A 14,680-nucleotide genomic window follows, 5' to 3' on the forward strand; every position below is an offset into this window, starting at 1 on the left:
GTCCCTGCCCCGAGCGCGCTTCCGTCGTGACCGCCACGACCTCGGCGCCTGCCCCCGACGCCTCGCCGTCGCGTCGCCGTTTCCGCTATGTCGCGACCTTTGACGGGATGCGCGGCTTCTGGGTGCTCATGGGGCCGCTGCTCTACCACGCTCGGCCCCAGTCGGTTCAGGGCGGGCCCGACATCGTTCCCGGCGGGATCCTCAGTCTCGACCTCTTCTTCGTCCTGTCGAGCTACCTGATCGTGAGCATCGCCCTGCGGGAGTGGGACGGCACCGGCGGGATCGACCTCGTCGCCTACGGCGGACGTCGGGTGCGTCGGCTGTTCCCGGCGCTTTTTCTGGCGCTGGGCTTTCTCAGCATCTATCTCGCGATCGTCGACGATCCCGCCCTCATCGACCGCTGGACCGGTGCCATCGTCTCCGCGCTCACCTACAGCGCCAATTGGCACGAGATCGCCGCCGACGTCTCCTACTTCGAGCAGTTCAGTACGCCGTCGCCACTCAAGCACGTCTGGTCGTTCGCGATCGAGGAGCAGTTCTACCTGTTCGCCCCGCTGTTCCTGATCGCCGGTCTGCGCTGGGGAGGCCGGCGGGGCCGCGAGATACTGCTCGCCGTCTCGGTGGCCGGTGCCCTGGCGTCGGCCTGGTGGATGGCCCGAGTCCATGTCGAGGGCCAGGACCCGTCGCGGGCCTACTACGGCACCGATACCCGGGCCCAGGCGCTCTTCGTGGGCATCGCGATCGCGCTCGCCGTGCACCTCTACGGCGCGCCGCGCTCGGTGTGGGGCACCCGTATCGCTGCGTTGATCGCGTATCCGGCGACGGCGTGGCACCTGTGGGCGGTGCTCAACATCAGCGAGCGGGATGTGTGGCTCTTCGAGGACGGGGGGTTCCTCCTCGTCGCAGTGGTGGCCGGGCTGGCGATGTTCGGGCTGTCCCAGGACGCACCGTGGAGTCCCCTGCACCGCCTGTTCGCGTCGCCACCGTTCCGCTACTCGGGCAAGATCTCCTACGGGCTCTACCTCTACCACTGGCCGATCTATCTCCTCCTCACGCCGTCACGGGCCGGGGCGCTCTTCGGGGTCGACAACATCACCGGCTGGCCGCTCCTGGGGATCCACCTCACCCTGACGGTGATCGTCTCCGTCCTCTCGTTCCACTTCGTCGAGCAGCCCTTCGTGAAGCGGCAGTGGCCGCTGAGTGGGCGCTCCCTGACCCCCGCCATGGGGTGGCTGGCCGGTGCGGCTGCGATCATCGTCATCCTCGGTGGCCTCCTGGTGGCGCACACGCGACGGCCGCCGCAGGAGGTCGAGCGGGTGGTGTTCGTCGAAGCGGCCGACGGGCTCGGCGCGACGCCCGCCGAGCCACAGAACGACGATGTGGACCCGGCTGCCCCGGTCGAGGCCGAAACGGTCCGCATCCTGACGGTCGGCGACTCGGTGATGGACCAGATCGGGGTCACCCTCACCGACTGGGCGATCGAGAACCCCGAGGAGGGGATCGTCGCGTACAACGAGGCCCACATCGGCTGTGGCACGGTCCGCGGTGGCGACAAGCGAGTGCCGGAGGGACTCGAGGGGCCGGTCGGCGAGCTCTGTTCGGCGTGGGCAGTGCCGGTCGATCCCGACGTCGTGACCGAGTACAACGTCGTGTCGTGGTCGACGATTCTCGAGGTGTTCAAGCCCGACGTCGTGGTCACCCACATCAGCCCGTGGGATGTGACCGATCGGCGGGTCCCGGGGGTCAACGACGGCGAATGGACCCACGTCGGTGAGCCGGTCTTCGACGCATACGTGCGCAGCGAGTACGGCGAGGCGATCGATCTCCTCACCTCGACCGGCGCGACGCTCTACTTCCTCGAAGGGGCCCCGCTCAATCGCGAGATCACGCCGCAGAACGATCCGGCCCGGATCAGCCTGCTCAACGAGATGGTCGCCGAACTCGCTGCCGAGGCGGGCGACGACGTCGTCATGCTCGACTATCCCGGATGGGTGGGCCCGGTCGGCAGCGACCAGGAGCTGAGTCGCCGCGACGACGGCGTCCATCTCAGCGACTCCGGTCTCGTCGAGATCATCCCCTGGCTGCTCGACCAGATCATCCCCTCCCCCTGACCCGCCACACTGACCCGCCACACCGACCCGTCATCGGGGGGACCAGGCGCCGGTGCGGTGGTGGTACTCCCGGGCGGCATCGGTCATCCAGTCGGCGCGCCCGGCGCGGGCCGCGCTCGACGAGATCTCGAGCAGGTCCTCGGCCACGGGCAGCCGGTACTCGTCGGGGATGTCGTGGGGTGGACGCGGGGCCAGCGCGAGGCGGGGGAGTCGGGCGACCACCGCGTCGCGTTCGGCGGGATCGTGGTCGTACCAGGCCGGGTCGTTGACCTGGGCCCACTTGTCGGCGCCCATGACCACGACGTCGTAGCCGACGGCGATGTCGGCGACGAGTTGTGCCTCGGTGACGATCAGCTCCAGCCCCTCCACATCGGCGATCGAGGCCCGGATCACCTCGAGACGGTCGTCGAATCTGGGTAGGTCGACGGCCGCCTTTCCGAGCGGGACGGTCGAAACGGCGAGGTCGACACGGGTGAGACCGTGCGTCTCCCGCGCCGCGACGGCGATCTCGAGATGCGCCCGGGTCGGCGGATTGAATGACCCGGGGTAGACGCCGATGCGACTCATCGATTGCAAACCTCCGCGAATCGATGTTGTCATGCGCCGACGGAGTGGTCATACTCGTCGAGTGGACACCGCGCTCGCCCTCGACCTCGTAGTAGGCCTCGGCTAGCGCACGTTCGCGATCGAATTTCTTCGACAATCGTGCGCCTCGACCTCCCAGAAGGGAGGTCGTTTCGTTTTTTCGGCCCATACTTCTCTGTCCCTTTCCGGGGCACCGCAATCCAGTGAGAGTCCAATGAGCGACAACCAACAGATGCCCGGCGGCGAAGCACTCGTCAAGAGCCTCGAACACGAGGGTGTCGACATGGTCTTCGGCTACCCCGGCGGCGCCATCCTCCCGGTCTACGACCCGATCATCGATAGCTCGATCCGCCACATCCTCGTGCGCCACGAACAGGGCGCCGGTCACATGGCCGAGGGATACGCCCACGCCACCGGGCGCCCCGGCGTCGCGATGGTCACCTCCGGACCCGGCGCGACCAACATCGTGACGCCCCTCGCCGACGCGTTCCTCGACTCCGTCCCGATGGTCTGCATCACCGGCCAGGTGCCCTATGCCGCCATCGGGACCGATGCGTTCCAGGAGTGCGACACCACCGGCATCACCATGGCCGTGACGAAGCACAACTTCCTGGTGACCGAGGCGCAGGACATCCCGCGCATCATCCACGAGGCGTTCCACATCGCCACCACCGGACGCCCCGGGCCCGTGCTCGTCGACATCCCGAAGGACATCGTCGACCCGACGAATCCCCGATCGGCGATGAACTGGTACCAGGCCACCGATGCCGACATGGAGCTTCCCGGCTACCAGCCCGTGACCGAGGGCGATCGCGAGCTGATCCGTCAGGCTGCGGAGCTCATCCGCGACGCCGAGCGCCCCGTCCTCTACGTCGGCGGCGGCGTGCTCAAGGCCCGCGCGGCCGACGCCCTCCGCGAGCTCGCCGAGATGGTCCAGATCCCGGTCGTGACCACGCTCATGGCCCGTGGCGCGTTCCCCGACAGCCACGAGCTGAACCTCGGCATGCCCGGCATGCACGGCAACTACAGCGCCGTCACCGCCATGCAGAAGAGCGACCTGTTGATCTCGCTCGGAGCCCGCTTCGACGACCGCGTCACCGGCAAGCTCGACGGCTTCGCCCCGACGGCCAAGATCATCCATGTCGACATCGATCCTGCCGAGCTGGGCAAGGTCCGATGGGCCAACGTCGGCATCCAGGGCGACTGTCGCCTGGTCATCGAGGGTCTGAACCACGCCCTCCGGGAGCTCGGCGGCGCCGAGGTCCAGGCCGACCGCAGCGCGTGGCGTTCGACCGTCTCGGGCTGGCAGGAGAAGTTCCCGCTGACCTACGAGCAGTCGGGACCCGGCGAGAAGCTCAAGCCGCAGTTCGTCATCGAGCAGCTGCGGGACGGCAACCCGAGCGACACGATCGTGGCGTCGGGTGTCGGCCAGCACCAGATGTACACGAGCCAGTGGTGGCAGTTCGACCATCCCTACACGTGGATCAACTCCGGTGGCCTCGGGACGATGGGCTTCTCGATTCCCGCGGCGATCGGCGCCAAGGCGGGTATGCCCGATCGTCGCGTGTGGGCCGTCGACGGCGACGGCTGTTTCCAGATGACGGCGCAGGAGCTGGTGACCGCATCGGTCGAGAACATCCCGATCAAGGTCGCCCTGCTCAACAACTCCTACCTGGGCATGGTCCGCCAGTGGCAGGAGATGTTCTACGACGAGCGCTACAGCGAGGTCTACCTCCAGGAGCGGGTGCCCGACTACGTCAAGTGGGCCGAGGCGATGGGATGCGCGGCGATCCGGGTCGAGGCGCCCGAAGAGGTCGGCCCGGCGATCGAGAAGGCCAACGAGATCAACGACCGCCCGGTCGTGGTCGAGTTCGTGACCGATGCCCGCGAAAACGTGTTCCCGATGGTTCCCGCCGGGGCGACCAATTCCGAGCTGCTCGTCGATCCGAGTCAGCAGCACCTGCTGGAGGGCGAGTCGTGAACGCCGACCGATTCCACACGATCGTCACCACTGTCGAGAACAAGCCGGGTGTGCTCGCTCGCGTGGCCGGGCTGTTCAGCCGTCGCGGCTTCAACATCGAGTCGCTGGCCGTGGCTCCGACCGACGACGACCGGTTCAGCCGGATCACCTTCACCGTCGATGTCGAATCGGCGCCGCTCGAGCAGGTGGTCAAGCAGCTCAACAAGCTGATCAACGTCGTCGAGATCCGCGAGCTCGCGCCGAGCGACGCCGTCTCCCGCGAGCTGATGCTGGTCACCGTGTCGGCCGATGCCGGACACCGCAAGGAACTCATGGAGCTCATCGAGGAGTGGCGGGCGTTCGTGCTTGCCGAGAACAGCGAGCAGCTCATGCTGTCGTTCTCGGCCCGCACCTCCCGGCTCGACGAGTTCGAGGAGTCTCTGCGACCCTTCGGGATCGCCGAGATCCAGCGCACCGGTCGAGTGGCCCTTCCCGCCCTCGACTGACTCAACCACCAACCAATCTCTCACCAGACAGAAAAGAAGGTTCCGCCGTGGCGAACATCTACTACGAGAAGGACGTCGACCGTTCCGCGATCGCCGACCGCAAGGTCGCGATCCTCGGCTACGGCTCGCAGGGGCACGCGCATGCCCTCAATCTGAAGGAGTCGGGCATCGACGTGCGCGTCGGTCTTCGCGAGGGCTCCGGCTCGGTGGCCAAGGCGGAGGCCGCAGGCCTGCGGGTGCTGTCGATCGCCGACGCGACCGCGGAAGCGGACGTCGTCATGATGCTGATGCCCGACACCGAGATGGCGGAGATCTACGAGGACCATGTCGCTCCCAACATGAACGCGGGTGACGCCCTGTTCTTCGCCCACGGCTTCAACATCCGCTTCGACCTGATCACGCCCGCCGACAACCTCGACGTGTGCATGGTCGCCCCCAAGGGCCCCGGGCACCTCGTGCGCCGTACCTACACCGAAGGCGGCGGTGTGCCCGCACTCATCGCCGTCGAGCAGGACGCGACCGGTGGGGCCAAGGCCCTCGCGCTGGCCTACGCCGATGCCATCGGCGGCGCTCGCGCCGGTGTGATCGAGACCACCTTCACCGAGGAGACCGAGACCGATCTGTTCGGTGAACAGGCTGTGCTGTGCGGTGGCACCACCCGTCTGGTGCAGTCGGGCTTCGAGACGCTGATCGAGGCCGGCTACCAGCCCGAGGTTGCGTATTTCGAGTGTCTCCACGAGCTCAAGCTGATCGTCGACCTCATGTACGAAGAGGGCATCGCCGGCATGCGCTACAGCGTGTCCGACACCGCCGAGTGGGGCGACCTCACGTCGGGGCCCCGTGTCATCGACGACAACGTCAAGGCCACCATGAAGCAGGTCCTGACCGAGATCCAGGACGGCACCTTCGCCGCCAACTGGGTCGCCGAGTCGCGCGCCGGTCGCGAGAAGTTCCACGCCCTCGAGCAGGCCGGCCACGATCACCCGATCGAGAAGGTCGGCAAGGAACTGCGCGCGATGATGCCGTGGATCTCCGCCGGCAAGCAGAGCGTGGCCGAGACCTCCGGCGGACAGGGCATGTAGCCGCCTGTTCCCGTCACGGGAACAGGCTGCGCAGGATCCACACGGAGATGATCAACGCAGTGGCGGCGATCGGACCGATGAACGCGAGTCCCAACGCCCAGGTCGCGCCGCGCACCCAGCTCGGTCGGTCGGCGAAGCGCCGCTGATAGAACGCGGCATCGAGCTCGGCGGCCTCGGTGTCGGGTGGGAGGTCATCGGTGAGCACGCGGCGCGCGTGGTCGGCGATCTCGTCGCGCACGACCAGTCGGAAGCCGCGTTCGGTGACGTGGTGCGGGGCGACCGAGTAGGCCGGGTCGCCGAGCACCACCGACTCGAGGCCGGCGTCGGTGAGCCGAGCCCGGCCGACATCGGCATCGAAGCGGGTGTCGTACTCGGCGACGACGGACCTTCCCGGGAGCGGACGCATGCCGAGAGTGTTCCACCGATCGGCCGCGAAACGAGTCGCGACCGTTGGATAGGGTGACACACATGGAACTCACCGTGGACGGCATCACCGAGGGCGAGCGGATTCCCACCCGCCATGCGTTCTGCGCAGGCGAGGAGATGGGCGACAACATCAGCCCGGCGCTGCGCTGGAGTGGCGTCCCCGCGGGGACGCAGTCGATCGCCATCACCTGCACCGATCCCGACGTGCCGAGCGACCCGACCGATGTGAACCAGGAGGGGCGCACGGTGCCGGCCGACCTGCCCCGCATCACCTTCGCCCACTGGCTCCTGGTCGATCTCCCGGCCGACACCACCGAGATCGCCGAAGCCGCGGAAGGCAGCGGCATCGTCGCCCGCGGCAAGCCCGTCGACGCTGGTGCGCTCGGCGGCGTCCGCGGTGCCAACGATTTCACGTCGTGGTTCGAGGGTGATGCCGAGATGGGTGGAACGTACGGCGGCTACGACGGCCCGTGCCCGCCCGGCAACGATTCGATCATGCATCACTACACGTTCACGGTGCACGCGCTCGACGTGGCGTCGCTCGGTCTCTCGCCCGGGTTCCGCCTGGCCGACTTCGAGGCCGCCGTCGCCGGCCACGTGCTCGACTCGGCCGTTGTGATGGGGCTCTATTCGCTCAATCCCGAAGTCGACTGACCATGGCCAACGCCATCGAGGTCACCGATCTCGTCAAGGCCTACGGCGCCAACCGGGCCGTCGACGGGGTCTCGTTCACGGTGGAGGAGGGAGAGGTCGTCGCGATCCTCGGTCCGAACGGCGCAGGTAAATCCACCACGGTCGAGATCCTGGAAGGTCACCGCGCTCGCAGTAGCGGTGAGGTACGCGTCCTCGGCGTCGATCCCGGAAACGCCGGTCCCGGCTTCCGGGACCGGCTCGGAATCGTCCTCCAGTCGGCCGGCGTCGACAAGGAACTCACGGTGCAGGAGGTACTCCACTTCTATCGAGTCGCCTACTCCCGCCCCCGAGACGTCGACGAGCTGATCGCCCTCGTCGAACTCGAGGAGAAGGCCGACGAGCGGGTGAGCACCCTCTCGGGCGGCCAGCAGCGACGCGTCGATCTCGCCCTCGGGCTCATCGGCGACCCCGACCTCATCTTCCTCGACGAGCCCACGACCGGCTTCGATCCCGCAGCCCGCCGGCGGAGCTGGGATCTGGTCCGCAACCTGACCGATCTCGGTCGCACGGTGGTCCTCACCACGCACTCGCTCGAGGAAGCCGAACAACTCGCCGACCGGGTGATGGTCCTCGCGGCCGGTCGCATCGTCGCCGACGGCACCGCGGCCCGACTGCGGGCAGAGTTCGGCAAGGGCACGCGGATCTCGTTCGGCCTGCCTTCGGTCGACGAGCCGCTCAGCGGCCTGCTCGACCCGCTCCGCGGCACCAGCCGAGGACGAGATCGACGCATCGAGATCACCACCGACACCCCCACGGCTGACCTCGCCCACGTCACCGCCTGGGCCACGGCCCGCGGCATCGAGCTGGAGGGGCTGTCGGTGAGCTCCACCGACCTCGAAGACATCTATCTCGGTCTCGTCGGGGAGGATGCATGACGCGGTCGCTTCGACTTCTCGCCCACCAGGTCCGGGCCCAGAATCGCTTCTTCTGGCGGGTTCCGGTCGGTGCGTTCTTCACGCTCATGTTGCCGGTGATCATGCTCGTGTTGTTCGTGGCACTGTTCGGCAACGACCTGGGCGACACCGGCGGTCCGGACGACACAACGGCGGCCCAGTTCTACACACCGGCACTCGCGGTCTTCGCCGTCGGATCGGCCACCTACACCAACATCGCGATCAACATCTCGACCCGTCGTGAGGAGGGGATCCTTCGCCGGGTTCGGGGCACCCCGCTGCCGCCGTGGATCTACATCGCCGGCGTGATCCTCTCGGCCGTGTGGATCGCGCTCGTCTCCGCGACCGTGATGGTCGCGCTCGGTGTGGTGGCGTTCGACGTCAACATCGAGCTCGCCAAGTTCCCCGCCATGCTGCTGTCGTTCGCGGTGGGATCAGCCACCTTCGCCACCCTCGGGGTCGCCCTCTCGAGTGTGGCTCGGTCGTCGTCGGCCGCCTCGGCCCTCGCGAACGCCACCATCCTCCCGATGGCGTTCATCTCGAACATCTTCGTCAACCTCGGGCCGACACCACCGAAGTGGCTGCGCGTGGCGGCCGACATCTTGCCGCTCAAGCACTTCGGCACGTCGTTCTCCCACGCGATGGAGCCGTGGACCGAAGCCCCCGCCATCTTGTGGGACCGCCTCGGTGTCATGGTGCTGTGGCTGGTGGTCGGCGCGGTCGTGGCGGTCCGCCGGTTCCGCTGGGACCCGCTCCCCGGAGCGACCGGCCGGACCGCGCGCCGCGGGCGAGCCGCGGTCGCCTGATCGGGCCGAGCGGCCCGGACGGGCTGGCGTCGCCACCCTCCAGCTGCGAACCTGCGGGGCGTGCTGACCAAATTCGACGACTATCCGATCCATCAGACGCCCGATCCGATCGCCCATCCGGCGAGCAGCGACAAGGATGTCTACGAGCGCTACTGGTTCAACGGCTACTCGAAGGCCGGCGACATGTACCTCGGGATCGGGACCGCCCTCTATCCCCACCTCGGGATCCAGGACTGCGGCATCTCCGTCGTCCACGAGGGGCATCAGTACGCCTTCCACGCGTCGGCGCGGGCAACGCCGGAGCCGAGCGAGCTGCGGGTCGGTCCGTTCAACATCGACATCCTCGAACCGATGCGGACGCTGCGGGTGACGCTCGAACCCAACGAGACCGACTTCGCCTGCGACCTCCTGTGGGAGGGTCGAACCGGCAATGTCGAGGAGCCGCGTCACCACTTCGGTGGGGGTGGCATCCGCAAGAACATGGACACCACACGGTTCACCCAGCTGGGACACTGGAGTGGTTGGATCGAGTTCGGCGGAAAGCGGCTCGAACTCGACCGCGACGAGACGTGGGGCACCAAGGACCGGTCGTGGGGCATCCGGCCGCTCATCGGTGGCGACACCCGAGGCGCGCCGCAGCCGCGCAATCCCGGGGGCGGCCTGTTCTTCCTCTGGGCGCCCTTGCACTTCGACGACGTCTGCCTGCACTACCAGCTCTTCGAGGACTGGAAGGGTCGGCCCTTGTTCAACGTCGGCGCCAGACTGCCGGTCTACGACTCGCCCGAGGAGATCCCCGGCGTGGAGGACGAGGCCGCAGAGCACATGCGGGCCCTCGAACACCAGCTGACCTTCAAGGACGGGAGCCGGATGGCGAAGGCGGCCACGATAGCGATGACCTCGATCGACACCGGCGAACGCCACGAAGTGACGCTCGAGCCGATCTTCACGTACCGCATGAAGGGCATCGGCTACATGCATCCCAAATGGGTGCACGGCAAGTGGCACGGCGAGCTCGCGATGGAGAGCGAGTCGTGGGCGCTTGCCGACGTCGACGAGACCGCGTTCGAGAACCAGCACGTGCAGCATCTGGTGCGGGCCTACTACGGCGATCGGGTCGGTATCGGTGTGCTGGAGCAGATCGTGATGGGGCCGTACAAGCCCTATCGCATGGAAGGGGCGTTCGACGCGCCGTCCTACGACTAGAGCCCCGGTGGCAACGGCTCGCTGACGACCCAACGGTCGAACGGTGCGTCGTCGAGTTCGATGACGCATCCTGGACCCTTGCCGTGGACGGCGACGAAGTCCTTGCGCCCCCGCGCCCGCCATGTGCCGAGCAGCAGCACACCGGGGACGCTCGTGCCGGGCACCCGGAATCCCCGGACCTCGCCGTAGGCGCTCTCGACGGCGTTCGCCGCCCGGATCTTCGACACCGGCACCCGCAGATCGTCTCGTTGCAGGGCGCCCAGGCGCTCCCATGGCCCGAGGCGAAGGACCAGATCGGCCCCGTCGATCGCAAGTGATGCCATGGTCAGTTCACCGGATAGGAGGGAGCGGTGGTTGCGGGCGGGGGCGTGACGACCGGGTAGGTCGGTCCGGACCGAAGGAACCCCCGGATCGGTACGGAGCCTTCGATCTGGGTACCGCTCACGGCATCGAGGTCCTGGACCGGCGGAATCGTGGCGATCTCGACCACATAGGCGAACACGCCGACGTCGGTCGGGCCGTCGATGATGTCGATCGGTGTCTGTGTGCTGTCGGTGTGTTCGATCGTCAACGAGATCACGTCCGGCGCGACACGGCCCCAGAGGAAGCCGATCGTCTTCTCCCCGTCGAGCGTCCCGACGTCGACGCTCAGCCCCGAGTCGAGTTGGTCGAGTCCGCCATCGGGTTCGAGGCATGACGACACACCCTGACCGATACGGTCGCTGACACCCGGATCGGGGTGCGACAGTTCGGCCTCGAAGCACAGGGATGTGGTCGATGCGGTCAGCGACCAGTTCGCCGTGACGCCCCCGGCGGTCGTCAGGGTGCCTTGGGCGAGCTGGCCGAGCGGCTCCGCGGCCTCGGTGGTCGTCGTGTCGGTGGCATCGTCCGGCGTGCGTGTGGTGGTCGATGTCGTCGTGTCGGGGCTGTCGTCGGCATCGATCGTGGTGGTCGTCGAGTCGGTTGTCGAGTCGTCGGCCGATGAGTCGTCGCCGTCGGAGCCGCAGGCTGCGGCAACGAGCGCGAAGGCGAGGAGGGTGAGGGCGACGCGGGGGAGGAGTCTCAGCACGGGTGTCACGATACGCAATGGCGACGGCGTTCGGCCGTACCCCGGTCCCGGACGCGCGGGCTCAGTCGGCCCGGGTGATACCGACGACGGCGTCGAGCAGCGACGAGTAGGGGACGAGCACGTGGCGGCCGTCGGCCGTCTCCACCTCGGCCTTCACGCCGTGGAGCTCGACGATCGTGCCGGTGACGATCTCGGTGTCGACTCGATCGCCGACGCGCAGGATGCGTCGCAGCGCGCGGCTCGCCGCCACCTCGGAGGCGACCGGACCGGAACCCGAGTACGCGACCAACGCCGCGGTGAGGGCGATGCCGAAGAAGACGGCGGCCGCAGCCAGCGTCAGGATCTCGGTGTCGATTCCGAGCTGGTTGGCGGCGATGAGCCCGCCCATGAACAAGATGGCACCGCGCGCGATCGGGGGCACGCGTCGGCGAACGCCGGCGGAGACATGGCCGAGCGATCGCTCGAGCGCAGCGACCACGAAGGTCGCTGCGATGTTGGCGACGATCAGCACGATCGCGGCGGAGAGGGCGCGGGGAACGTAGGCGATGAAGTCCTTGGGGAGATCGTCGACCGCGGTGTCGTCGACGAAGCCGAGCGCGGTGATGAGCCCGACGATCACCGCGGCGGCGAAGAACATGCTGGCGATCGCGCCGGCTGCGCCTCGGATGGGTTCGGGCCGGCGCTCGCGGGACAGGAACCCGCGCACGAGCCTCGCCAGCACGCTGCCGACCGCGATGCCGGCCGCCACCGCGATCGCCGCGCCGATCCAGTTCGGATCCGTGTCGTTCATCGGTCTTCCTCCGTCATCAGATTGCGAACCGTATCCAACGGGACGCCCATGAGTTCGAGAAGGATCTGGAGGTCTTCACGGGTTCGCATCGCGTCGGTCATGCGGACTCCGAGTCGCTGGACGAGGTCGTCGGGCGCTCGGAGTGATCGGGCGAGTGCGTTGGACAGTTCGGGCAGCGGGGTGGCGAGTTCCTCGAGCCGGTTCGCGCAACGGGCGCAGAGGGCGACGTGGCTGTCGACGTCGGCGGGCGTGCCGTCCTCGAGCCACCGCTGCAGCGTTCGCGTCGACGGATGGAGCCACCTCACGGCTGCCATCCTTCGAGGGATGCGGCCAGTACCCGTCGGGCCCGCAGGAGCCGGGTCTTCACGGTCGGCAGGGGAACATCGAGTACCTGCGAGATCTCTTCGTAGCTGAGACCTTCCACCTCGCGCAGGACGACCACCGAGCGGCTCAGATCGTCGAGCTCGCGCAGTGCCGTCCCGAACGCGTCGATGGAGATGCTCGCCTCGACCCGGGCCTCGACCGATGTGTGGGGCGGTCCGGGATGCTCGGGCAGATCGGCGGGGTCGACGTGGACGTCGCGTCGACGGCGGAGGGCGGAGATCGCCGTGTTGTGGGTGATCCGCAGCAACCAGTTCTTCAGCGGCGCGTCGCCGCGGAACGACGGAAGGGCTTGCCATGCCTTGAGCAGCGCGTCCTGGGCGACGTCCTCGGCCATCTCGTGGCTGCGGGAGACGGACAGGGCGACCCGGTACACGGCGTCGGCGTGGCGCCTGGTGAGCTCGGCAAGCGCTTCGGCCGGGTCCATGGCGAGCAGATCGGCATCGGGCCGCGAAGGAGCCGGGTCGGAGGATCGGTCCGGTGTCGGGCGGGTCGGCGGGGAGGTCGACGGGTCGAGCGAGCCCGCCATCGCGAGCAGGTTCTCCCACCACGGATTCCGTGGACGCAGCGCCGCCGTCATGGCATTTCCGACGCACGACACGTGCACAAGGTCGCGTGCAACGGAAATCGAGAAATCCCGCGACAAATCGCGACGTCGCAGCGTCGGGTTGAGTGCCGTGGCTCCACGGCCCGGTCGCCAGAAACGCAAGGTGCCATCTTCGCAGGAATTCACGAGGACGAGACGGTCTTCGATCCACGAGAACGTCGACTGCGGCACACCCAACCCGCCTACGCAGTCGGCCAGTCAGGGGGCGCATCCTTCGGGGTGTGCCCCCTGACGCGTGCCCCGGCCTCCGCTAGGAGGCGGGGTCGAGCAGGCGGAACGATTCGGCGAGCGCGACGCCGGCGAGACGTCCCTGGCGACGCGCGTCGGTCCGGATCCGGTTGCGGAAGGCAGCGGCCTGGGTGCCGTCGTCGTCGGCGTCGATCACCATGGTCGTCTCGAACTGGCTCTCGTGCGCGAGAAGGGCCCGGACTTTCGCCTCGACATGCGATTCGCCCACCGACTCGGAGAGGTTCGGTTCCTCGCTCTCGAAGAGCAGGAGGTGCGCCGGGCGGTGGTGAGCGATGCCGTGCTCGCGGTGGTAGTGGGGATCGCGGGCCGCGACGACGGCGTCGACGGTGAGGAAGCCGGCCGCCCGATGGTCGGGGTGCATCCTCCAGCGGCGCCAGGGGTCGTGGCCGAGCACGATCTCGGGTGTGAGTTCCCGGATGATGCGGGCCACCTCGCGGCGCCGGTCCACGCCGTGGTCGAGCTCGCCGTCCTCGACACCGAGGAAACGGACCTCGCCGGTCGCGCCGAGGCGCCGGGCGGCCTCGCGCTGCTCGGCCTGGCGCCGCAGGATCAAGGCGGCGGTGTCGGCATCGACGTCCCAGGTGCCCTTGCGCCCATCGGTGCACACCAGCAGATGACAGGTCGCGCCGGCCTCGCTCCACTTGGCGAGCGTCGCACCGCACTCGAACTCGATGTCGTCGGGGTGCGCGGCGATCGCCAGCGCACTCGCCGGGGTGGGGAGGTCGACGCGCATGTCAGTCGTTCCAGTCTTCCCAGTCGTGGGGGAGGTCGTCGGGGTCGTCGACGTCCCACGCGAGGGAGTCGTCGTCGACCACGGTGAGCGGCAGCCCGAGTCGTTCGGCTTCGGCACAGTGCCGACGGAACGACTCGGGGCCGTAGGCGAACGCGAAGCCGGCATCGGTGGGCACGCACATCACGTTGGACCCGTCACGTGCCCGGTCGGGCGCGATGCGCACGCCGGGGCCGGCGACGACCGACAGGTCGAGCGCGGCCGGTAGATCCGCGTGCGCGACGATGGCTCGCGTGTAGCCGACGCGGGCGGCATGGGCGACGGCCGCCGTGACCGACGGGTTGAGTCCCGTCACCCCGACCGACAGCACCCCCACGTCGTTGCCGTGGGCCCAGTCGACGACCCCGGAGTCGTCGGTGACGATTCGCACCGGCAGGTCGCGTGCCGCGGCGATCACCCGAGCGGCCATCCGCATCGTGAGTCGTCGTCGCGAATCGTGATCGAGAGCGCCGGCCAGACGGGACTTGCTGTCGTCGAAGGACCGGATCGGTATCAACACGACGGTGTCGGCGGTGGGCGTCTGCACGAT

The 14,680-nt window shown here is 68.3% G+C and carries 17 protein-coding genes; 8 read left to right on the forward strand and 9 right to left on the reverse strand.

Annotated features, from left to right (window positions below):
- The first annotated feature begins 26 nt into the window (after positions 1 to 26).
- Positions 27 to 2,111 carry an acyltransferase family protein gene (locus R2707_20420; GenBank protein ID MEZ5247465.1) on the forward strand — a complete coding sequence of 695 codons (2,085 nt, stop codon included), beginning with the start codon at positions 27 to 29 and terminating at the stop codon, positions 2,109 to 2,111.
- Between the two features lie 30 nt (positions 2,112 to 2,141).
- Here R2707_20420 and R2707_20425 read toward each other — a convergent pair whose 3' ends face one another.
- Entirely contained in the window at positions 2,142 to 2,678 is a 537-nt protein-coding gene (locus R2707_20425) for a hypothetical protein (GenBank protein MEZ5247466.1), read from the reverse strand.
- A gap of 193 nt (positions 2,679 to 2,871) precedes the next feature.
- Here R2707_20425 and R2707_20430 point away from each other — a divergent pair, with 193 nt between their 5' ends.
- Genes R2707_20430 through ilvC form a run of 3 tightly spaced genes read left to right on the forward strand, consistent with a single transcriptional unit; the run spans position 2,872 to position 6,244 of the window.
- Positions 2,872 to 4,677, forward strand: coding sequence for an acetolactate synthase large subunit (locus R2707_20430; GenBank protein ID MEZ5247467.1), 1,806 nt, complete (start codon positions 2,872 to 2,874; stop codon positions 4,675 to 4,677).
- On the forward strand, positions 4,674 to 5,162 hold the full coding sequence (ilvN, locus tag R2707_20435) for an acetolactate synthase small subunit (GenBank protein ID MEZ5247468.1): 489 nt from the start codon (positions 4,674 to 4,676) through the stop codon (positions 5,160 to 5,162). Before R2707_20430 ends, ilvN begins: the two co-directional genes overlap by 4 nt.
- A 47-nt stretch (positions 5,163 to 5,209) precedes the next feature.
- Positions 5,210 to 6,244 carry a ketol-acid reductoisomerase gene (gene ilvC, locus R2707_20440; GenBank protein ID MEZ5247469.1) on the forward strand — a complete coding sequence of 345 codons (1,035 nt, stop codon included), beginning with the start codon at positions 5,210 to 5,212 and terminating at the stop codon, positions 6,242 to 6,244.
- A gap of 13 nt (positions 6,245 to 6,257) precedes the next feature.
- Here ilvC and R2707_20445 read toward each other — a convergent pair whose 3' ends face one another.
- Positions 6,258 to 6,650, reverse strand: coding sequence for a hypothetical protein (locus tag R2707_20445; protein MEZ5247470.1), 393 nt, complete (start codon positions 6,648 to 6,650; stop codon positions 6,258 to 6,260).
- Between the two features lie 62 nt (positions 6,651 to 6,712).
- On the opposite strand from R2707_20445, the gene R2707_20450 reads away from it, so the two are divergent.
- From R2707_20450 to R2707_20465, 4 genes are read left to right on the forward strand one after another with little or no spacing between them, the layout of a single operon-like run.
- Positions 6,713 to 7,324 (forward strand): YbhB/YbcL family Raf kinase inhibitor-like protein, encoded by a 612-nt coding sequence (locus R2707_20450; GenBank protein ID MEZ5247471.1) that lies wholly within the window; start codon positions 6,713 to 6,715, stop codon positions 7,322 to 7,324.
- A gap of 2 nt (positions 7,325 to 7,326) precedes the next feature.
- Positions 7,327 to 8,238, forward strand: coding sequence for an ABC transporter ATP-binding protein (locus R2707_20455; GenBank protein MEZ5247472.1), 912 nt, complete (start codon positions 7,327 to 7,329; stop codon positions 8,236 to 8,238).
- Entirely contained in the window at positions 8,235 to 9,062 is an 828-nt protein-coding gene (locus R2707_20460; GenBank protein ID MEZ5247473.1) for an ABC transporter permease, read from the forward strand. The genes R2707_20455 and R2707_20460 overlap by 4 nt, the downstream gene beginning before the upstream one ends.
- 60 nt (positions 9,063 to 9,122) lie before the next feature.
- Positions 9,123 to 10,265 (forward strand): hypothetical protein, encoded by a 1,143-nt coding sequence (locus R2707_20465; GenBank protein MEZ5247474.1) that lies wholly within the window; start codon positions 9,123 to 9,125, stop codon positions 10,263 to 10,265.
- On the opposite strand, the gene R2707_20470 is transcribed toward R2707_20465, so the two are convergent.
- From R2707_20470 to cofC, 7 genes are all read right to left on the reverse strand, one after another.
- A complete protein-coding gene (locus R2707_20470; GenBank protein ID MEZ5247475.1) occupies positions 10,262 to 10,588 on the reverse strand; it encodes a hypothetical protein in 327 nt (108 codons plus the stop codon). The genes R2707_20465 and R2707_20470 overlap by 4 nt on opposite strands.
- 2 nt (positions 10,589 to 10,590) lie before the next feature.
- A complete protein-coding gene (locus R2707_20475; protein MEZ5247476.1) occupies positions 10,591 to 11,334 on the reverse strand; it encodes a hypothetical protein in 744 nt (247 codons plus the stop codon).
- Between the two features lie 61 nt (positions 11,335 to 11,395).
- Positions 11,396 to 12,124: a mechanosensitive ion channel family protein gene (locus R2707_20480; protein ID MEZ5247477.1), complete on the reverse strand. Its 729-nt coding sequence runs from the start codon at positions 12,122 to 12,124 to the stop codon at positions 11,396 to 11,398.
- Complete coding sequence (locus R2707_20485; GenBank protein ID MEZ5247478.1) at positions 12,121 to 12,429, reverse strand: hypothetical protein; 309 nt, start codon at positions 12,427 to 12,429, stop codon at positions 12,121 to 12,123. Before R2707_20485 ends, R2707_20480 begins: the two co-directional genes overlap by 4 nt.
- Positions 12,426 to 13,106 (reverse strand): RNA polymerase sigma factor, encoded by a 681-nt coding sequence (locus R2707_20490; GenBank protein MEZ5247479.1) that lies wholly within the window; start codon positions 13,104 to 13,106, stop codon positions 12,426 to 12,428. Before R2707_20490 ends, R2707_20485 begins: the two co-directional genes overlap by 4 nt.
- 256 nt (positions 13,107 to 13,362) lie before the next feature.
- Positions 13,363 to 14,094, reverse strand: a complete 732-nt coding sequence (locus tag R2707_20495; protein ID MEZ5247480.1) for a PIG-L deacetylase family protein — start codon at positions 14,092 to 14,094, stop codon at positions 13,363 to 13,365.
- A gap of 1 nt (position 14,095) precedes the next feature.
- Complete coding sequence (cofC, locus tag R2707_20500; GenBank protein ID MEZ5247481.1) at positions 14,096 to 14,677, reverse strand: 2-phospho-L-lactate guanylyltransferase; 582 nt, start codon at positions 14,675 to 14,677, stop codon at positions 14,096 to 14,098.
- Positions 14,678 to 14,680: the final 3 nt, after the last annotated feature.

It is taken from the genome of Acidimicrobiales bacterium (genome assembly GCA_041394245.1).
Classification (GTDB): Bacteria; Actinomycetota; Acidimicrobiia; order Acidimicrobiales; family Aldehydirespiratoraceae; genus JAJRXC01.